At 39.2% G+C, this 20,599-nt stretch carries 22 protein-coding genes; all 22 read left to right on the top strand.

Translation table 11 applies throughout. The annotated features are described in order from the left end of the window. Window positions 1–99 precede the first annotated feature (99 nt). Complete coding sequence (gene rpoC / locus B1B04_RS15765; RefSeq protein ID WP_079562376.1) at window positions 100–3,786, top strand: DNA-directed RNA polymerase subunit beta'; 3,687 nt, start codon at window positions 100–102, stop codon at window positions 3,784–3,786. 138 nt (window positions 3,787–3,924) lie between these two features. After that, complete coding sequence (locus B1B04_RS15760; protein WP_079562375.1) at window positions 3,925–4,173, top strand: ribosomal L7Ae/L30e/S12e/Gadd45 family protein; 249 nt, start codon at window positions 3,925–3,927, stop codon at window positions 4,171–4,173. A gap of 98 nt (window positions 4,174–4,271) precedes the next feature. Then, complete coding sequence (rpsL, locus tag B1B04_RS15755) at window positions 4,272–4,691, top strand: 30S ribosomal protein S12 (RefSeq protein WP_008181595.1); 420 nt, start codon at window positions 4,272–4,274, stop codon at window positions 4,689–4,691. A 150-nt stretch (window positions 4,692–4,841) separates the two neighbouring features. Continuing rightward, a complete protein-coding gene (gene rpsG, locus B1B04_RS15750) occupies window positions 4,842–5,312 on the top strand; it encodes a 30S ribosomal protein S7 (RefSeq protein ID WP_079562374.1) in 471 nt (156 codons plus the stop codon). A 45-nt stretch (window positions 5,313–5,357) separates the two neighbouring features. Then, window positions 5,358–7,436, top strand: a complete 2,079-nt coding sequence (gene fusA / locus B1B04_RS15745) for an elongation factor G (RefSeq protein ID WP_079562373.1) — start codon at window positions 5,358–5,360, stop codon at window positions 7,434–7,436. A gap of 139 nt (window positions 7,437–7,575) precedes the next feature. Continuing rightward, window positions 7,576–8,763: an elongation factor Tu gene (tuf, locus tag B1B04_RS15740; RefSeq protein WP_079562372.1), complete on the top strand. Its 1,188-nt coding sequence runs from the start codon at window positions 7,576–7,578 to the stop codon at window positions 8,761–8,763. Between the two features lie 295 nt (window positions 8,764–9,058). Next, window positions 9,059–9,742: a response regulator transcription factor gene (locus tag B1B04_RS15735; protein ID WP_079562451.1), complete on the top strand. Its 684-nt coding sequence runs from the start codon at window positions 9,059–9,061 to the stop codon at window positions 9,740–9,742. Window positions 9,743–9,748: 6 nt separating this feature from the next. Then, window positions 9,749–10,765, top strand: a complete 1,017-nt coding sequence (locus B1B04_RS15730; protein WP_079562371.1) for a sensor histidine kinase — start codon at window positions 9,749–9,751, stop codon at window positions 10,763–10,765. A gap of 96 nt (window positions 10,766–10,861) precedes the next feature. After that, window positions 10,862–11,623: an ABC transporter ATP-binding protein gene (locus B1B04_RS15725; protein ID WP_079562370.1), complete on the top strand. Its 762-nt coding sequence runs from the start codon at window positions 10,862–10,864 to the stop codon at window positions 11,621–11,623. After that, window positions 11,613–13,580: an FtsX-like permease family protein gene (locus B1B04_RS15720; protein ID WP_079562369.1), complete on the top strand. Its 1,968-nt coding sequence runs from the start codon at window positions 11,613–11,615 to the stop codon at window positions 13,578–13,580. The genes B1B04_RS15725 and B1B04_RS15720 overlap by 11 nt, the downstream gene beginning before the upstream one ends. 165 nt (window positions 13,581–13,745) lie before the next feature. Further along, window positions 13,746–15,062, top strand: a complete 1,317-nt coding sequence (locus B1B04_RS15715; RefSeq protein WP_079562368.1) for a Na+/H+ antiporter family protein — start codon at window positions 13,746–13,748, stop codon at window positions 15,060–15,062. Between the two features lie 450 nt (window positions 15,063–15,512). After that, window positions 15,513–15,821: a 30S ribosomal protein S10 gene (gene rpsJ, locus B1B04_RS15710; RefSeq protein WP_004233624.1), complete on the top strand. Its 309-nt coding sequence runs from the start codon at window positions 15,513–15,515 to the stop codon at window positions 15,819–15,821. 43 nt (window positions 15,822–15,864) lie between these two features. Next, window positions 15,865–16,494: a 50S ribosomal protein L3 gene (gene rplC / locus B1B04_RS15705; RefSeq protein ID WP_079562367.1), complete on the top strand. Its 630-nt coding sequence runs from the start codon at window positions 15,865–15,867 to the stop codon at window positions 16,492–16,494. A 26-nt stretch (window positions 16,495–16,520) separates the two neighbouring features. After that, window positions 16,521–17,144, top strand: a complete 624-nt coding sequence (gene rplD, locus B1B04_RS15700) for a 50S ribosomal protein L4 (protein WP_079562366.1) — start codon at window positions 16,521–16,523, stop codon at window positions 17,142–17,144. Then, window positions 17,144–17,428 carry a 50S ribosomal protein L23 gene (gene rplW, locus B1B04_RS15695; RefSeq protein ID WP_079562365.1) on the top strand — a complete coding sequence of 95 codons (285 nt, stop codon included), beginning with the start codon at window positions 17,144–17,146 and terminating at the stop codon, window positions 17,426–17,428. Before rplD ends, rplW begins: the two co-directional genes overlap by 1 nt. Before the next feature lie 47 nt (window positions 17,429–17,475). Then, window positions 17,476–18,306 carry a 50S ribosomal protein L2 gene (rplB, locus tag B1B04_RS15690; RefSeq protein WP_079562364.1) on the top strand — a complete coding sequence of 277 codons (831 nt, stop codon included), beginning with the start codon at window positions 17,476–17,478 and terminating at the stop codon, window positions 18,304–18,306. Window positions 18,307–18,366: 60 nt separating this feature from the next. Then, the gene (gene rpsS, locus B1B04_RS15685) at window positions 18,367–18,645 is read left to right on the top strand and encodes a 30S ribosomal protein S19 (protein ID WP_049662848.1); all 279 of its coding nucleotides are present in this window, start codon (window positions 18,367–18,369) and stop codon (window positions 18,643–18,645) included. Between the two features lie 22 nt (window positions 18,646–18,667). Further along, complete coding sequence (gene rplV / locus B1B04_RS15680; protein ID WP_004233639.1) at window positions 18,668–19,012, top strand: 50S ribosomal protein L22; 345 nt, start codon at window positions 18,668–18,670, stop codon at window positions 19,010–19,012. A 3-nt stretch (window positions 19,013–19,015) separates the two neighbouring features. Next, the gene (gene rpsC / locus B1B04_RS15675; protein WP_049662850.1) at window positions 19,016–19,669 is read left to right on the top strand and encodes a 30S ribosomal protein S3; all 654 of its coding nucleotides are present in this window, start codon (window positions 19,016–19,018) and stop codon (window positions 19,667–19,669) included. 1 nt (window position 19,670) lies between these two features. Next, window positions 19,671–20,105, top strand: a complete 435-nt coding sequence (rplP, locus tag B1B04_RS15670; RefSeq protein WP_010860599.1) for a 50S ribosomal protein L16 — start codon at window positions 19,671–19,673, stop codon at window positions 20,103–20,105. After that, a complete protein-coding gene (rpmC, locus tag B1B04_RS15665) occupies window positions 20,095–20,295 on the top strand; it encodes a 50S ribosomal protein L29 (protein ID WP_049662852.1) in 201 nt (66 codons plus the stop codon). Before rplP ends, rpmC begins: the two co-directional genes overlap by 11 nt. Window positions 20,296–20,313: 18 nt before the next feature. Beyond that, window positions 20,314–20,577: a 30S ribosomal protein S17 gene (gene rpsQ / locus B1B04_RS15660; protein ID WP_053482810.1), complete on the top strand. Its 264-nt coding sequence runs from the start codon at window positions 20,314–20,316 to the stop codon at window positions 20,575–20,577. Window positions 20,578–20,599 lie beyond the last annotated feature (22 nt).

The raw sequence follows: 20,599 nt of genomic DNA, 5'->3' as shown, positions 1-20,599 counted from the left end.
TTTTTAATCTTTTGCTAAAGAGAAATGATTCTTGCAAACGATTATCGAGCTGCGTAAAAGAGTCTTTATAAAGACCTATACTAGAGGGAGGTAGGCTCCTTGATAGACGTTAATGAATTTGAATATATGAAAATTGGTTTAGCTTCTCCTGACAAGATCCGTTCTTGGTCATACGGTGAAGTTAAAAAACCTGAAACAATTAACTATCGTACTTTAAAACCAGAAAAAGATGGTTTATTCTGTGAGCGTATTTTCGGTCCAACTAAGGACTGGGAGTGTCATTGTGGTAAATACAAACGTGTACGCTACAAAGGCGTAGTTTGTGATCGTTGTGGTGTTGAAGTAACACGCGCGAAAGTTCGTCGTGAACGTATGGGCCACATCGAATTAGCAGCACCAGTTTCACATATCTGGTACTTCAAAGGTATTCCTAGCCGTATGGGTCTTATTTTAGATATGTCCCCACGTGCACTAGAAGAAGTAATTTACTTTGCTTCTTACGTTGTAATCGAGCCAGGTGCTACAAACTTAGAAAGTAAACAACTACTTTCTGAAAAAGAGTACCGTGCATATCGCGAAAAGTTCGGCAACACATTCGAAGCATCTATGGGTGCGGAAGCAATTAAAAGATTATTAGGCAAAATTGATCTTGAAGATGAAACTCATTCTTTAAAAGAAGAGTTAAAATCAGCACAAGGTCAACGACGTACGCGTGCCATTAAACGTCTTGAAGTTGTTGAATCATTCCGTAACTCAGGTAACTCTCCTGAATGGATGATTTTAGATGTACTACCGGTTATTCCACCAGAGCTTCGTCCGATGGTGCAATTAGATGGTGGCCGTTTCGCAACTTCTGACTTAAACGATTTATATCGTCGTGTAATCAACCGTAATAACCGTTTAAAACGTTTACTAGACCTTGGTGCTCCAAGTATCATCGTACAAAACGAAAAACGTATGTTACAAGAAGCTGTTGATGCATTAATTGATAACGGTCGTCGTGGTCGTCCTGTAACAGGTCCTGGTAACCGTCCATTAAAATCACTTTCACATATGCTGAAAGGTAAACAAGGTCGTTTCCGTCAAAACTTACTTGGTAAACGTGTTGACTACTCTGGTCGTTCGGTTATCGTAGTAGGTCCAAACTTAAAAATGTACCAATGTGGTCTACCAAAAGAAATGGCAATTGAATTATTCAAGCCTTTCGTAATGAAAGAGTTAGTAGAACGTGGCCTAGCTCATAATATTAAATCTGCTAAACGTAAAATAGAGCGTTTAAACAACGATGTATGGGACGTTTTAGAAGATGTTATTCGTGAGCATCCAGTATTACTAAACCGTGCACCTACGCTTCACCGTCTTGGTATTCAAGCGTTTGAACCAACACTAGTTGAAGGTCGTGCTATTCGTCTTCACCCATTAGTATGTACAGCTTATAACGCTGACTTCGATGGTGACCAAATGGCGGTTCACGTACCATTATCAGCGGAAGCGCAAGCAGAGGCTCGTCTTCTAATGCTTGCTGCACAAAATATCCTGAACCCGAAAGACGGTAAACCAGTTGTAACACCATCTCAAGATATGGTATTAGGAAACTACTACTTAACACTTGAACGTGAAACAGCTCGCGGCGAAGGAACAATTTTCTATGGACCAAACGAAGTATTAATTGCATATGATACAGGTCATGTTCATTTGCATACTCGTATTGCGATTAAAGCAAGCTCGTTAAATAACCCAACATTTACTGAGGAACAAAATAATATGTTCTTATTAACGACTGTTGGTAAAGTAATCTTTAACGAAATCTTGCCTAAATCATTCCCATACATTAATGAGCCAACTGATTTCAACTTAGAGCAAGAAACACCAAGCAACTACTTCGTTAACTTAACAATTGATGAAGAAACGTTAAAAGAGCTTGAAGCAGATGCTGCTTATAAGGGACTTGATGAAAAAGGTAAAGTAGAAGCACAACGCACAGCTGTACTGCGCAAACACTTTGCATCAGTACCAGTTGTAAATCCATTCCGTAAAAAATTCTTAGGTAATATCATTGCTGAAGTATTTAAACGTTTCCACATTACTGAAACATCTAAAATGCTTGACCGCATGAAGAACCTAGGATTCAAATATTCAACACGCGCTGGTATCACAGTAGGTGTATCTGACATCGTCGTATTACCAGACAAAGGCGAAATTTTAGCGGTAGCTCAAGAAAAAGTAGATAAAGTTCAAGCGCAATTCCGTCGTGGTTTCATCACGGAAGATGAGCGTTATGATCGCGTTATCTCAAGCTGGAGTGCTGCGAAAGATGAAATTCAATCTAAGCTAATGAAGTCGCTTGAGAAAACAAACCCAATCTTTATGATGTCTGACTCAGGTGCCCGTGGTAACGCATCTAACTTTACACAGTTAGCTGGTATGCGTGGTCTGATGGCCAACCCGGCTGGTCGTATCATCGAACTTCCAATTAAATCTTCATTCCGTGAAGGTTTAACGGTATTAGAGTACTTCATCTCAACTCACGGTGCTCGTAAAGGTCTTGCCGATACAGCCCTAAAAACTGCCGATTCAGGTTACTTAACACGTCGTCTTGTTGACGTAGCACAAGATGTTATCGTTCGTGAGGATGACTGTGGAACTGACCGTGGTTTAACAATCGGTGCGTTAATGGAAGGCACAGAGCTAATTGAAGCGTTAGATGAACGTATTATCGGTCGTCATACGAAGAAAACAATCCATCATCCAGAAACGGGCGATGTAATTTTAGAAAAAGACGGTTTAATCGACCAAGATATCGCTCGTAACATTATAGAGCTAGGTATCGAAGAAGTTACAATCCGTTCTGCGTTTACATGTAATACAAAACATGGCGTATGTAAAAAATGTTACGGCATGAACTTAGCAACAGGTGAAGAGGTTGAAGTTGGAGAAGCAGTTGGTATTATTGCGGCTCAATCAATCGGTGAACCAGGTACACAGTTAACAATGCGTACATTCCATACAGGTGGGGTTGCCGGGGATGATATTACACAAGGTCTTCCACGTATCCAAGAGATTTTCGAAGCACGTAATCCTAAAGGTCAATCAGTTATTTCTGATATCGCAGGTACTGTTTCAGACATCACTGAAATTCGTGAAGGTCTAAAAGAGATTACAATTGAAGGTGAAGTAGAAACACGTAAATACGCAGCACCTTACAATGCTCGTCTGAAAGTACAAGAAGGCGACTTTGTAGAACGTGGTCAAGTATTAACAGAAGGTTCTATCGATCCAAAACAATTGTTAAAAGTTAAAGACGTTTCAACAGTTCAAGTATACCTGTTAAAAGAAGTACAAAAAGTATACCGTATGCAAGGGGTAGAAATCGGTGATAAACATATCGAGGTAATGGTTCGCCAAATGCTTCGTAAAGTACGTGTAATTGAAGCTGGAGATACAGAATTATTACCAGGTTCATTACTAGATATTCACCAATTCTCAGAGGCAAACGTAGATGCTGTTATGAATGGCAAAAACCCTGCAACTTGTCGTCCTGTGATCCTTGGTATTACAAAAGCGTCTCTTGAAACAGAATCATTCTTATCTGCTGCATCATTCCAAGAAACAACTCGTGTGTTAACGGATGCTGCTATTAAAGGTAAACGTGATGAACTTCTTGGTCTGAAGGAAAACGTAATTATCGGTAAACTTGTTCCTGCAGGTACTGGTATGCAACGTTACCGTCAAATCCGTATTGAAAAAGATGAGCTTGAGACAGAAAACCTAATTTCTGCTGAATAATCATTAAAATAAGTGCCGAGGAGATGTATTTTTATCATCTCTTCGGACTTTTTAAAGATATGAGTTGACAGTCGAAATTGGTAATGATAATATATTGAAGGTTGATAGTTAACTGTCTGTACTTCGGAGGATATGAAAATGTCTTATGATAGAGTAAGGGATAGTCAAACAATCATAGGTACAAAGCAAACAGTAAAAGCAATGCGAGCCGGTTCAGTGAAAGAACTTTTTGTGGCACTTGATGCAGACAATTGGGTAACCGATTCGGCCATATCTTTCGCGAGAGAAATCGGTATACCAGTTACTCTTGTTGAGTCGAAAAAGAAACTGGGCAAGGCCTGTGGAATCCATGTTGGAGCTGCAGTAGTTGCGATTACTGTAGAGTAGTTTTTGTGTATTAAACACAAAGACTTTGTTTTTACCCAAAAAATGAACCACCTGGATGTGTGGTATTAACAAGGAATAAATGAAGGGAGGAAAAATCGATGCCTACAATTAACCAATTAGTACGTAAGCCTCGTCAATCTAAAAGCACGAAATCAAAATCACCAGCGTTAAACAAAGGATATAACTCATTTAAAAAATCTTTAACTGATGTTAAATCTCCACAAAAACGCGGAGTTTGTACTCGTGTAGGTACAATGACACCTCGTAAACCAAACTCAGCGTTACGTAAATACGCTCGTGTACGTTTAACTAACCAAATCGAGGTAACTGCTTATATCCCAGGTGAAGGCCACAACTTACAAGAGCACAGTGTTGTTCTTATCCGTGGCGGACGCGTAAAAGACTTAGCGGGTGTTCGTTACCATATCGTACGTGGTGCTCTTGATACAGCTGGTGTAAACGGTCGTTTACAATCACGTTCTAAATACGGAACAAAACGCCCTAAAGAAAAAAAATAATTTAACATTATTAAGCGTTGCTTAATAATGAACTTTAAAATAGTTGTCGCAAATTTTTAATCTTGCTAGCAGATTGGGAATTTGCCAGTCAACTATGACAAAATAATTCTTATAAAATAAATCGATAACTATTCGAAAGGAGGAAAACACATGCCTCGTAAAGGTCCTGTTTCCAAACGTGACGTGTTACCAGATCCAATTTATAGTTCAAAACTAGTAACTCGTTTAATTAATAAAATGATGGTTGATGGTAAAAGAGGTACTTCTCAAAAGATTTTATACGGTGCGTTCGATATCGTTAAAGAACGTTCTGGTGAAAATCCAATTGAAGTATTCGAAGCTGCCCTAAACAACGTAATGCCAGTTCTTGAAGTTCGTGCTCGCCGTGTTGGTGGTTCTAACTATCAAGTACCAGTAGAAGTACGTCCAGAACGTCGTACAACTTTAGGTCTTCGTTACCTAGTTAACTACGCTCGTCTTCGTGGTGAAAAAACTATGGAAGAGCGTTTAGCTAACGAAATCCTGGATGCTTCTAACAACACAGGTGCATCAGTTAAAAAACGTGAAGATATGCACAAAATGGCAGAAGCGAACAAAGCATTCGCTCACTACCGTTGGTAATCAATATCTAAACCGCATACGCCCAATATGGAAGGAGAAATACCTATGAAACGCGAATTCTCCCTAGAGAATACACGTAATATTGGGATCATGGCTCACATTGATGCTGGTAAAACAACAACAACTGAGCGTATCCTTTATTACACAGGTAAGATTCACAAAATTGGTGAAACTCATGAAGGCGCTTCTCAAATGGACTGGATGGAGCAAGAGCAAGAACGTGGTATTACAATCACTTCTGCTGCAACAACAGCTCAATGGAACGGCCACCGTGTAAACATCATCGATACTCCTGGACACGTAGACTTCACTGTAGAAGTTGAACGTTCACTACGCGTACTTGATGGTGCTGTAACAGTTCTTGATGCTCAATCTGGTGTTGAGCCTCAAACTGAAACAGTATGGCGTCAAGCTACAACTTACGGCGTTCCACGTATCGTGTTCATTAACAAAATGGATAAAACAGGTGCAGACTTCCTATATTCTGTAGGAACTCTACACGAACGTTTACAAGCAAACGCTCACCCTATCCAATTACCTATCGGCGCTGAAGATCAGTTCTCAGCAATCATTGACTTAGTTGAAATGAAAGCTACTTTCTATGGTGACGAAAAAGGTACAGCAGTGACTGAAGGTGAAATCCCTGAAGAACACCGCGCACAAGCTGAAGAATACCGTGAAAAATTAATCGATGCTGTTGCAAGTGTTGATGAAGAAATCATGGAAAAATATTTAGAAGGCGAAGAAATTTCTATTGCTGAACTTAAAGCGGCTATCCGTCGTGCTACGATCGCAGTAGAATTCTACCCAGTAATCTGTGGTACAGCATTCAAACACAAAGGCGTACGCCCAATGTTAGATGCAGTTATCGATTACTTACCATCTCCATTAGATGTACCAGCAATCAAAGGTACTGATGTTGATGGTGACGAAGAATTAGAACGTCATTCTTCAGATGAAGAGCCATTCTCAGCTCTTGCATTCAAAGTTATGACTGACCCATTCGTAGGTAAATTAACTTTCTTCCGTGTGTACTCTGGAACATTAGAATCAGGTTCATACGTACAAAACTCTTCTAAAGGTAAACGTGAGCGTGTAGGTCGTATCCTACAAATGCACGCAAACTCTCGTGAAGAGATTTCTAAAGTATTCGCTGGGGACATCGCAGCAGCAGTAGGTCTTAAAGATACTACTACTGGTGATACTCTATGTGACGAGAAAAACCTAGTTATTCTTGAATCAATGGAATTCCCTGAGCCAGTAATTTCTCTTTCTGTAGAACCAAAATCAAAAGCTGACCAAGATAAAATGGGTCAAGCTTTACAAAAACTTCAAGAAGAGGATCCAACTTTCCGTGCTCACACTGACACAGAAACTGGTCAAACAATCATCTCAGGTATGGGTGAGCTTCACCTTGATATCTTAGTTGACCGTATGCGCCGTGAATTTAAAGTAGAAGCTAACGTAGGTGCTCCAATGGTATCTTACCGTGAAACATTCCGTAGCTCTGCAAAAGTTCAAGGTAAATTCACTCGCCAATCTGGTGGTCGTGGACAATATGGTGACGTAACGATTGAGTTCTCTCCAAATGAAGAAGGTAAAGGCTTCGAATTCGAAAACGCTATCGTTGGTGGTGTAGTACCTCGTGAATACATTCCTGCTGTAGAAGCTGGTCTTCGTGACTCTCTTGACCGCGGTGTAGTAGCTGGTTACCCACTTATCGACATTAAAGCGAAATTAGTATTCGGTTCTTACCATGACGTTGACTCGAATGAGATGGCGTTCAAAATTGCTGCATCTATGGCTCTTAAAGAAGCTGCTAAACAATGTGACGCAGTTATCTTAGAACCAATGATGAAAGTAGAAGTTGTAATTCCAGAAGAATACCTTGGTGATATCATGGGTAACATTACTTCTCGTCGCGGACGCGTTGAGGGTATGGAAGCTCGCGGTAACTCACAAGTTGTTCGTGCAATGGTTCCTTTATCGGAAATGTTTGGATATGCAACAACTCTTCGTTCAGCAACGCAAGGTCGTGGGGTATTCTCAATGACATTCGATCATTATGAAGAAGTTCCAAAATCGATCGCTGCTGAAATCGTTAAAAAAAATAAAGGTGAATAATTGAATTTTCATCTTGCATAAAGTATAACTAATTTGTAAGCTATGATTGTGGGATGGCGGATGGGCCCGTTCGCCATCAGCAATCATTCTATAAATTTTAAAAAAATATAAACATATAATTTTGAGGAGGCAATCTCTAATGGCTAAAGAAAAATTCGACCGTTCAAAAACGCATGCTAACATTGGTACAATCGGACACGTTGACCATGGTAAAACTACTTTAACTGCTGCTATCGCAACAGTTCTTTCTAAAAAAATGGGTGGAGAAGCTAAATCATACGCTGATATCGATAACGCTCCAGAAGAAAAAGAACGTGGTATCACAATCAATACTTCTCACGTAGAATACGAAACTGATACTCGTCACTATGCACACGTTGACTGCCCAGGACACGCTGACTATGTTAAAAACATGATCACTGGTGCTGCACAAATGGACGGCGGTATCTTAGTAGTATCTGCTGCTGACGGCCCAATGCCACAAACTCGTGAACACATCCTTTTATCTCGTCAAGTAGGTGTTCCATACTTAGTAGTATTCATGAACAAATGTGATATGGTAGACGACGAAGAATTATTAGAATTAGTAGAAATGGAAATCCGTGACCTACTATCTGAATATGACTTCCCAGGTGACGATCTTCCAGTAATCAAAGGTTCTGCTCTTAAAGCTCTTGAAGGCGAAGCAGAATGGGAAGAAAAAATCGTTGAATTAATGGACGCTGTAGATTCTTACATCCCAACTCCAGAACGTCAAACTGACAAACCATTCATGATGCCAGTAGAGGACGTATTCTCTATCACTGGTCGTGGTACAGTTGCAACTGGCCGTGTTGAACGTGGTCAAGTTAAAGTTGGTGACGTAGTTGAAATCGTAGGTATTACTGAAGAAGCTAAATCTACAACTGTAACTGGTGTAGAAATGTTCCGTAAATTATTAGACTATGCTGAAGCTGGTGACAACATCGGTGCTTTACTTCGTGGTGTAGCTCGTGAAGATATCCAACGTGGTCAAGTATTATCTAAACCAGGTTCAATCACTCCACACACAAGCTTCAAAGCTGAAGTTTATGTTTTATCAAAAGAAGAGGGTGGCCGTCATACTCCATTCTTCACTAACTACCGTCCTCAGTTCTACTTCCGTACAACTGACGTAACAGGTATCTGTAACTTACCAGAAGGCGTTGAAATGGTAATGCCTGGCGATAACATCGAAATGACAGTAGAACTTATCGCTCCAATCGCTCTTGAAGAAGGTACTAAATTCTCTATCCGTGAGGGTGGCCGTACTGTAGGCGCTGGCGTAGTTGCTTCTATCCAAAAATAATTTAAGCATTTAGCTTATTTTTAAAACCAATCTGTAGGGACGCTTACAGATTGGTTTTTTATGTTAAAATAAGTTAAAAACATTTGATAATTTTATTTTAATTAGATTATCTTATGTATACATACTGGCTGAAATGCCAAAGAGCATAAGAATTTCAGCAGGATAAAGTGGGAAGAAAATCTTTTATCTACGAAATTGCTGGGGATAAAATCTAATACAGCCTGTAGAGTGTAGAATCGCATCCCTTTCAATATACATAATAAACATTTCTTGGAAGGAGAGTTTGCAAGTGGAGATGAAAATATTGTTGATAGAAGACGATCCATCCATTTTCGAAATGATCCAGACACGTTTTGCACAGTGGTCTCTTCAAGTTGTAGGTGCTAAAGATTTTCAAAAGGTAATGGACGATTTTATTGAGGAAAAACCACAGCTTGTATTGATAGACATTCAGCTACCTGCCTATGATGGCTTTCATTGGTGTCGTGAAATACGTCATATTTCAAAGGTGCCCATTCTCTTTCTATCTTCACGAGACCATCCAATGGATATGGTTATGGCAATGCAAATGGGTGCAGATGATTTTGTACAAAAGCCGTTCCATATGGAGGTATTACTTGCAAAGGTACAAGCCGTTTTACGTCGTACATATGATTATATAGAAGAATCAATGGATGTTACACGGTTTAATGGTGCAGTTATTGACTATGCGCGCAGTGAAATTATGTATGAGGGTAAGCTTGCTTCATTAACTAAAAATGAGCTCTTTATTTTACGTGTATTAGCGGAGAAGGTCGATCAAATTGTTTCTAGAGATGATTTAATGAGAAAGTTATGGGACGATGAACGCTTTGTCAATGATAATACATTATCGGTAAATGTTAATCGATTACGTACTAAGCTTGAGGAAATAGGGTTACAAGAAGTGATTTTAACTAAAAAGGGACTAGGTTATATGGCTTTAACACAAGGGACGTGATGGACAATGCTCATTTTATTTTTAAGAGAACGCCTCGCATGGATAGGCTTTTTTGTTTTTATCATCGTTTTGATCAATGTTTTATTTTCTTTAGACGTTGGATTAGTGGGAATCTCGATTTTGTATATTAACATTAGCATGCTTATTAGCTTTATGATCTTTCTTTTTTGGCGATACGTAGTAGAAGTAGGGCGGCTGAAAAATTTCCTAGGAAATGTTGAAAACCAATTTGATGACGTGCATAGCAAAAATTTAGTGTTATCGCCTTTTCAAACGGCATACTTTACGAAAATTGAAGAAGTTCTCTACGGTAAGAACACAGAGTTAAATCAAGCAAAGGTACAGCTGCAGGAATATTCGGATGAACTTCTAGCATGGGTTCATGAAGTAAAGGCACCTTTAACTGCAGTTAATTTAATGCTGGATCGCGTAGAAGATTTGACATTACGTCGTAAATTAGAGACAGAATGGCTAAGACTGCATTTATTGGTTGATCAGCAGCTACACCAAACACGATTAGCTTCTATTGAAAAAGATAATTATATGATGGACATTGAACTAAAAACCGTTGTCTATAAAGAAATAAGAGCTATGCAGGCATGGTGTATAGAAAAAGGTATTGGTTTTGATGTGGAAGAGTTAACAGATACAGTGACGACGGACGGCAAATGGCTAGCCTTTATCATCCGACAAATTCTGTCCAATGCGATTAAATATAGTCCCGCAAATTCAGAGGTATTGATATTTACTGAAGTAGATGCTACTGGGGCAACACTATTACATATAAAAGATGCAGGTATTGGTATTCGTCAGGAGGATCTACCACGAATATTTAATAAATCGTACACTGGAACAGCCGGAAGGGAGTCTGCACAATCTACAGGTATGGGTCTATACTTAGCACATAATGTGGCACAGAAAATTGGCGTCCGTATTACCGTCCAATCTAGTGTAGGTGAAGGCTCGATATTTACATTACGTTTTCCATTACAAAATGAATATGTCAAACTAACAGGTAGATGACGAAATTGTCACCTACCTTTTTATATTGTCATGTAAAACACACGAATTGCCGACGTAGACAGGGTACACTTGAACTATAGAAAGGGGCGTTTACAAGTGGCGGTTTTAATTGGTCGTAAAGTAAAAAAAGTATATGGTAAAAAATCAACAGCCCAAGAAGTGTTAAAGGGTATTGATGTAGAAGTAAATCAAGGTGAATTTGTTGGCATTATGGGACCTTCAGGATCTGGGAAGACAACACTCTTAAATGTTTTGTGTTCAATCGACTTTGCTACAGAAGGTGTTATTGAAATAAATGGTCAAAACTTACGTGGTATGAAGGAGAAGGAGTTAGCTAATTTCCGTCGTGAACAATTGGGGTTCATATTCCAAGATTATAATTTATTAGATACACTAACGGTGAAAGAGAATATTCTACTACCATTAGCTATTGGCAGACTACCAAAGGCTGTTGCAGAGAGTCGTGTAAAGGAGCTTACACATTTATTAGGTATTGCTGAGATTTTAAACAAATATCCAAATGAAATATCAGGTGGTCAAAAGCAACGTACATCGGCAGCTCGGGCACTAATTACAAATCCTTCACTTGTATTTGCTGATGAACCTACAGGCGCACTTGACTCTAAATCAGCTACTGCACTTTTGAAAAATCTACAAAGTATTAATGAGTCAAAAAAAGCAACAATTATGATGGTTACGCATGATGCGGTAGCAGCGAGTTTTTGTACACGTGTTTTATTTTTAAAGGACGGACTTATTTATAGTGAGCTATATAAAGGAGATAAAACGAGACAGGCATTTTTCCAAGAAATCATGCATACGCAAAGTGTGCTAGGCGGTGACGGCTATGAGTCTTAGTAAACTCGTATTGCGCAGTATGAAGAAAAATATGAAGCATTATTATTTATATTTTTTCGCACTTATTTTTAGTGTGACTTTATATTTTTCTTTTGTGACATTGCAAAATAATGCTGAAGTGCTCGCTACAGTAGAGAAGAGCGGTACGGCCACAGCGGGTTTTAAAGCAGCAACCTATATGCTGTACTTTATTGTCTTATTTTTCGTCCTATATGCCAACCATCTATTTATGAAGCGTCGTAGTAAGGAGATAGGCTTGTATCAGCTAATAGGGATGACAAAGGGGCTTATCGTACGTTTATTAGCGGTAGAAAGTATCTTATTATTTGTAGGCGCGGTCGTTTTAGGTATACTTGCAGGGTTCTTTAGTTCACGCTTATTTGCAATGGTTTTACTGCGCGTACTCGAAAAAGAGGCACTTGTGACGATGACATTTAGTACAGAGGCATTACAGCAGTCTATCTCAGTATTTGCCATTCTACTAGTCATTGTACTTGTGCAAATGGCTTTGATGATTTACCGTGTATCATTACTATCATTATTCAGTGCTTCTAAGCAAGCTGATGAGCGCGTAAAACGTTTCAGCCCATTACAAATGGTTATTGGCTTTTTGGGACTTGTATTTATTGCATATGGCTACTATGCATCAACGAAGCTCTTTGATATTAACTCTCAGGGTAATTTAACACTTAATATGATTATTATTTTAGCAACTACCATAGGTGGGACGTTCCTTGTTTTCCGTTTCTCTGTAGCATTTATTATGAATTCAATTCGTCTTAAGAAAAATGGACATTTAACTGTGCGTGATGTATTAGCATTAACACCGATTATGCATCGTATGAAGGGTAATGCGAAATCCTTAACGCTTATTACGGTTTTAACAGGTGTTTCACTTGGGGTTACAACTTTAGCGTATATTTCGTATTATTCATCAGAATCGTCGGCATATAGCCGAGTACCTGGTGATTACGTTTTACTTGAAGATAAGGACCAGGAATTTTTAAAGAAGCTAGAGGACAATCATATTGCTTTTGATAAAAGCGATTTCCGATTGCAGAGTGTTTCAGCTTCCTTTTCACAGCTATTATCGAAAGAACAGCAAAATAAAGATAATCCCCTTTTTGGTTTAGAAGGAATCATTTATACAATCCCACTTTCTGATTATCAACAAATAGTTCCTGAAGCTTCCGTTTCGGATAATGATGTTATATTAACAAACTATGGTGGTTATATGGCAGAGATGTTTCCACTTGAAAAGGATCGTGATGTTGTTGTCACTCCTGGAGGTCCAGAGGTACCTAAAGAAGAAACGCTTCATGTCAAAGATGTTCAACATGAAAGTATTATAAGTGGTACTGTGACTGCTGGGCCTGGGGGACCGATTTTTGTAGTTTCAGATGCATTGTTTGAAAAACTAGCTACTTATTCAAGCGCTTCTGAATGGCACAAACAAACTTCTATTAAGATAAAGAATAAAAGTGATTTAGCTCAAGCAGAGAAGTTATATATACAATTAAATGAAGAAAATTATCCAAACCTTATACAATCCTATGAAGAAGAACGTAAGGGGAATATTGAATCATTAGGAATTACAATATTTACCGCAGCATTTTTAGGATTAGCATTTTTAATGACAACAGGTAGTATTTTATACTTTAAGCAAATGTCTGAGGCTGAAGAGGAGCGAGGCTCTTATACGATATTAAGAAAAATTGGCTTCGCTGAAAAAGATATTATGAAAGGTATTTATATGAAACAAGCCTTTAATTTTGGTGTTCCATTAATAATAGGGCTACTTCATAGTTACTTTGCTGTTAAGTCAGGATGGTTTTTATTCGGTTCAGAGTTAACCGCACCATTGTGGATTGCTATGAGCTGCTATATAGCGTTATATGCTATCTTCGCTGTACTTTCTGTTGGCTATTATAAAAAAGTCATTCGTGGATCGTTATAAATAGGAAGAAGTCTTAAAGCAGTATGATTAGTTAAGGTCATACTGTTTTTTTGTTGTTTGAATTTAGGGGATTTTTCCAGGGTATAAAAACAACTTGACTTTCAAGTATTAGACGATTAAAGTTTAGTATATTAGTAATCTAGTGTACGAAAGTGAAGTGTTAAAATGAACGCAGTAATTGTGGCCGTGGCTGTCATGTTAATATTAAGCTTGCTCCGTATCAATGTTGTTCTTTCTCTTGTGTTGGGCGCCTTCGCAGGAGGTCTAACAAGCGGCATGGGTATTGAAGCAACTGTACAATCATTTACAGAAGGATTAGGAGCAGGCGCAACGATTGCTTTAAGTTATGGGTTGCTTGGTGGTTTCGCTATTGCCATTTCAAAAACAGGAATTCCTGAATTAATGATTGCAGGGATTTTAAACATATTAAATAAAAATGGTACAAGTAATCGAAAAGGTTTAGTAAAGGTTTTAATTTTCCTACTGATCTTTATGATGTCTATTTTCTCGCAAAACTTAATTCCAATTCATATAGCCTTTATCCCGTTATTGATCCCTCCGATTTTAAGGGTATTAAATATGTTAGAAGTAGACCGACGAGTGATTGCTACATTAATTGCTGTTGGTTTAATAGGAACGTATAGCTTCGTACCTGCTGGCTTCGGAGCTATTTTCCAAGATATCGTTTCTACTCAAGTTACCAAGGCAGGTATGGAGGCATCTTCACGTGATGTACCAGTAGCGATGGCTATACCCGTTCTGGGGATGTTAATTGGATTATGTGTAGCCTTTTTCGTATATCGAAAACCTAGACAATATCAAAATAAAGATGTTGATACAGAGTCTTTAAACGTTCATGTCAGTAAGTTCGTTATTTTTTCTACGACTGTGGCTTTAATTGTCTCTCTATGTGCACAAATTTATACTGATTCGATGATTGTAGGCGCCTTTGCAGGAATTATGATGATGTATTTTACTGGTGCACTTAAATGGAGAGAGGCAGATGAGATTCTTTCTGAGGGAATGAAGATGATGGCCTTTATCGGTTTTGTGATGATCGCTGCAAATGGTTTTGCATCTGTTATTAACGCCACGGGTCATGTAGATAGCTTAATCGCAAACTCGCTATCAATTCTCCAAGGCAATAAGAGTCTAGCTATATTGATAATGTTGGTCATCGGTTTAATAGTGACGATGGGGATTGGTTCATCCTTTGCGACAGTACCTATTATTGCAACCTTATTTGTGCCTCTCGCACAAGGGTTAGGAATGAGTCCTTTGGCGATTATCTGTCTTATAGGTACAGCAGGTGCTTTAGGTGATGCAGGCTCTCCTGCTTCAGATTCTACTCTTGGACCAACTGCAGGTTTAAATGTAGATGGACAGCATAATCACATTTGGGATACATGTGTGCCAACGTTTATTTTTATAAACATCCCACTTATTATATTTGGCTGGGTTGCATGTGTATTTTTCTTATAAGTAATAGAAAGAGCGGCTTCTAACTATTAGAGGCTGCTTTTTTTGTCTTTATGAGATTATAGATTGTTAATGCCGTCATAACTAAGTGCATCATCTTCAAATTGAGTTCACCAGTCCTTTACAAACTAGTTCTTGCAGTTTGTTATTGTTTGAAATATTCGAAAACGTTGATATAACAACCTTATGTGTTGCAAAGTGCATGAGAATTTTATATACTAGTAAACGGTTTAGAGGAACGAGAAATATTAGTAGTAAGAATATCAACAACATTTAAAAGAATTTAGCGAAAAGACTTGCTTATTCTTTTTTTATTGGGTATAATGTTGAATGTTGGTCTTTGACTGCGATGAAACGAGAGGTTGCCGACACACCCGGCCGCTTTGCCATGGCGGTGTGACGGAAAATTTTCGTGGAGAATGTCTAGAAAATAGGCGAGAAGGAGGGAAAATAATGGCAAAACAAAAGATTCGTATTCGTTTAAAAGCGTATGATCACCGTATTTTAGATCAGTCTGCTGAGAAAATTGTGGAAACTGCAAAACGTTCAGGTGCAAGTGTATCAGGTCCGATTCCACTTCCAACTGAGAAGTCTGTGTACACGATTCTTCGTGCCGTTCACAAGTACAAAGATTCTCGTGAACAATTCGAAATGCGTACGCATAAACGTCTGATCGATATCGTTAACCCAACACCACAAACTGTTGACGCGTTAATGAAACTTGATTTACCATCTGGCGTTGATATCGAAATCAAACTTTAATGGTAAAAATATAACTATTCAAAACTTACAGGAGGTGTGACAAATGGCTAAAGGAATCTTAGGTAGAAAAATTGGTATGACACAAGTTTTTGCTGAAAACGGCGATTTAATCCCGGTAACAGTTATCGAAGCTACTCCAAACGTAGTTCTTCAAAAGAAAACTGCTGATACAGATGGCTACGAAGCTATCCAAGTTGGTTTCGAAGACAAGCGCGTTAAGCTTTCTAACAAACCAGAACAAGGTCACGTAGCAAAAGCGAACACTGCTCCTAAGCGCTTCATTCGTGAATTCCGCAACGTGAACGTTGAAGAATACGAAGTTGGTCAAGAAGTCAAAGTAGAAATTTTCGCAGAAGGCGATGTAATTGATGTAACAGGTGTTACTAAAGGTAAAGGTTTCCAAGGTGTAATTAAACGCCATGGTCAATCTCGTGGTCCTATGGCCCACGGTTCTCGTTACCACCGTCGTCCTGGTTCAATGGGTCCAGTTGCTCCGAACCGCGTATTCAAACAAAAGAAATTACCTGGTCAAATGGGTGGCACAGTAGTTACAATCCAAAACTTAGAAGTCGTGAAAGTTGATGCGGAACGTAACTTACTACTTGTTAAAGGTAATGTTCCTGGTTCTAAAAAAGCTCTAGTTACAGTTAAAACTGCAATTAAAGCTAAGTAATCACCTAAGGAAAGGAGGAAACAGGAATGACAAAAGTATCTGTACTTAGTCAAACAGGTGCTTCAGTTGGTGAAATCGAATTAAACGATGCGATCTTCGGAATCGAGCCAAATGAAGCAGTATTATTCGACGCTGTAGTTGCACAACGTGCTTCTCTACGTCAAGGTAATCACAAGGTTAAAAACCGTTCTGAAGTTGCTGGTGGTGGTCGTAAACCATGGCGTCAAAAAGGAACTGGTCGTGCTCGTCAAGGTTCTATCCGTTCTCCACAATGGCGCGGTGGTGGTGTCGTATTCGGCCCAACTCCACGTAGCTATTCTTATAAATTACCGAAAAAAGTTCGTCGCTTAGCTCTTAAATCTGCTTTATCAGCTAAAGTAGTAGAACAGAACTTCTTAGTTCTTGATGCTCTTTCACTAGCAGCACCAAAAACAAAAGAATTCACAAAAATCCTTAAAGATCTTTCTTTAGAGAAAAAATCTTTATTCGTAACTGCTGACCTAGATGAAAACGTAGCATTATCTGCTCGTAACATCCCTGGTGTAACAGTTTTAACTGCAAACGGAATCAACGTTCTTGATCTATTAGGTCACGATAAAGTTGTATTCACAAAGTCTGCAGTAGAAAAAGTTGAGGAGGTGCTTGGATAATGGAAGCACGTGATATTTTAAAACGTCCAGTCATTACTGAGCGTTCTTCAGAACTTATGGCAGAGAAAAAGTATACTTTCGAAGTAGACACTCGCGCTAACAAAACTCAAGTAAAAGACGCTGTAGAAGAAATCTTTGGTGTGAAAGTTGAGAAAGTAAACGTTCTTAACTACAAAGGTAAATTCAAACGCGTTGGCCGCTACGGTGGTTACACTAACAAACGTCGTAAAGCGATTGTTAAATTAACTACTGATAGCAAAGAAATCGAATTATTCGAAATGTAATCCTTTATGGATTTATGATTTGAACAATCAAGAAGGAGGGAAACACAATGGCGATTAAAAAGTATAAACCTACCTCTAATGGTCGTCGTAATATGACGTCTTTAGACTTTGCGGAAATTACAACTAACAAGCCTGAGAAATCATTGCTTGAACCAACTAAACGCAAAGCTGGTCGTAACAACCAAGGTAAAATCACTGTTCGTCATCATGGCGGTGGACATAAGAAGCAATACCGTGTTATCGATTTCAAACGTGTAAAAGATGGCATTCCGGCTAAAGTTGCTACTATTGAATATGATCCAAACCGTTCTGCGAATATCGCATTAATCAACTACGCTGATGGAGCAAAAGCTTACATCTTAGCACCAAAAGGTCTAGAGGTTGGTCAAACAATCGTATCTGGTCCAGATGCTGATATTAAAGTAGGTAATACATTACCATTAGCAAACATTCCAATGGGTACTACAATCCATAACATCGAGTTAAAACCTGGTAAAGGTGGACAATTAGTACGTTCTGCTGGTACTTCTGCACAAGTACTTGGTCGTGAAGACAAATACGTAATCGTTCGTCTACAATCTGGTGAAGTACGTTTAGTGTTAGCTACTTGCCGCGCTACAATCGGTCAAGTTGGTAACGAACAACACGAACTAGTACACATCGGTAAAGCAGGTCGTAGCCGTTGGTTAGGTAAACGCCCAACAGTTCGTGGTTCTGTAATGAACCCTAACGATCACCCACACGGCGGTGGTGAAGGACGTTCTCCAATCGGACGTAAATCACCAATGACTCCTTGGGGTAAACCAGCACTTGGTTACAAAACTCGCAAGAAGAAAAACAAAACGGATAAATTCATCATCCGTAGTCGTAAAAAATAAAGTGGTTAAACTACGGTTCTATGTGAGAGCCGTGGTGGAATCACGGAGGGAGGTTCCTACATGGGTCGCAGCTTGAAAAAAGGACCTTTTGTTGATGACCACTTAATGAAAAAAGTGGAAGCGCAAGAGGCTTCTGAGAAAAAACAAGTTATCAAAACTTGGTCTCGCCGTTCTACAATTTTCCCGACTTTTATCGGTTTAACGATTGCTGTTTATGATGGACGTAAACACGTTCCTGTATACGTAACAGAAGATATGGTAGGCCACAAACTTGGTGAATTCGCACCAACACGTGCTTACAAAGGTCACGGTGCAGACGACAAGAAAACAAGACGCTAATTTTGAGAGGAGGTAAATCCTAATGACACAAGCTAAAGCTATCGCTCGTACTGTTCGCATTGCTCCTCGTAAAGTCCGTCTAGTTGTAGACTTAATCCGAGGCAAGCAAGTTGGTGAGGCAGTTGCAATTTTACGTCATACTCCAAAAGCGGCGTCTCCAGTCGTTGAAAAAGTATTAAAATCTGCAGTTGCTAACGCTGAGCATAACTACGATCTTGACATCAACTCTTTAGTAGTTTCTGAAGTATTCGTTGATGAAGGTCCAACATTAAAACGTTTCCGTCCACGTGCACAAGGACGTGCAAGCGCAATTAACAAACGCACAAGCCACATCACTCTAGTGGTATCTGAGAAGAAGGAGGGTTAATCCGTGGGTCAAAAAGTACATCCAATAGGACTGCGCGTTGGTATTATTCGTGACTGGGAGTCAAAATGGTACGCTGAAAAAGACTATGCAACTCTACTTCACGAAGACATCAAAGTGCGTAAATATATTGAAACGGCTCTTAAAGACGCTTCTGTTTCTAAAGTAGAAATCGAACGCGCTGCAAACCGTGTAAACATTACAATTCACACTGCGAAACCAGGTATGGTAATCGGTAAAGGTGGTTCTGAAGTTGAGAATCTTCGTAAATACCTTAGCGATTTAACTGGTAAACGTGTACACATCAACATTATCGAAATTAAACGTGCTGATCTTGACGCTCGTCTAGTAGCTGAAAACATCGCTCGTCAATTAGAAAACCGTGTATCATTCCGTCGTGCGCAAAAGCAAGCGATCCAACGCACAATTCGTGCTGGTGCAAAAGGAATTAAAACACAAGTATCTGGTCGTTTAGGTGGCGCTGATATCGCGCGTGCTGAACACTATAGTGAAGGAACTGTTCCACTTCATACTCTACGTGCTGACATCGACTATGCACACGCAGAAGCTGACACTACTTACGGTAAATTAGGCGTTAAAGTATGGATCTACCGTGGTGAAGTTCTTCCTACGAAGAAATCTGTGGAAGGAGGCAAATAATATGTTATTGCCTAAACGCGTAAAATACCGTCGTGAACACCGCGGAAACATGCGTGGCGAAGCGAAAGGCGGTAAAGAAGTATCTTTCGGCGAATGGGGCTTACAAGCTCAAACAGCTAGCTGGATTACTAACCGTCAAATCGAATCTGCACGTATCGCGATGACTCGTTACATGAAACGTGGCGGTAAAGTTTGGATTAAAATCTTCCCACACAAACCTTACACTAAAAAACCTCTAGAAGTCCGCATGGGTTCTGGTAAAGGTTCTCCTGAAGGTTGGGTTGCAGTAGTAAAACCAGGAAAAGTAATGTTCGAAATCGCTGGTGTATCTGAAGAGATCGCACGTGAAGCACTTCGTTTAGCATCACATAAGCTTCCTGTTAAATGTAAGATCGTAAAACGTCAAGAAACTGGTGGTGAATCTAATGAAAGCTAATGAAATCCGTGACCTTGCCACTTCTGAATTAGAATTGAAAGTGAAATCACTGAAAGAAGAGCTTTTCAACCTTCGCTTCCAATTGGCGACTGGTCAATTAGAAAACACAGCTCGTATTCGTGAAGTGCGTAAAGCAATCGCGCGTATGAAAACTGTTATTCGTGAAAGAGAAATCAGTGCAAATAACTGATAAAGGAGGTTTTCAAGTATGACTGAGCGTAATCAACGCAAAGTTTACACGGGCCGCGTTGTTTCAGATAAAATGGACAAAACTATTTCTGTTTTAGTTGAAACTCACAAAAAGCACAAGCTTTATGGTAAACGTGTAAAATACTCTAAAAAGTTTAAAGCTCATGATGAGTTAAACACAGCGAAAATCGGTGATATCGTACGTATCATGGAAACTCGCCCGCTATCAGCTACTAAACGTTTCCGTCTAGTTGAAGTTGTAGAAAAAGCGGTTATTATTTAATAACACTATTTCGGAACAACCA

The sequence above is a fragment of the Lysinibacillus sp. KCTC 33748 genome (genome assembly GCF_002237755.1).
Classification (GTDB): Bacteria; Bacillota; Bacilli; order Bacillales_A; family Planococcaceae; genus Lysinibacillus.
This window is presented reverse-complemented; position numbering and strand designations above follow the sequence as displayed.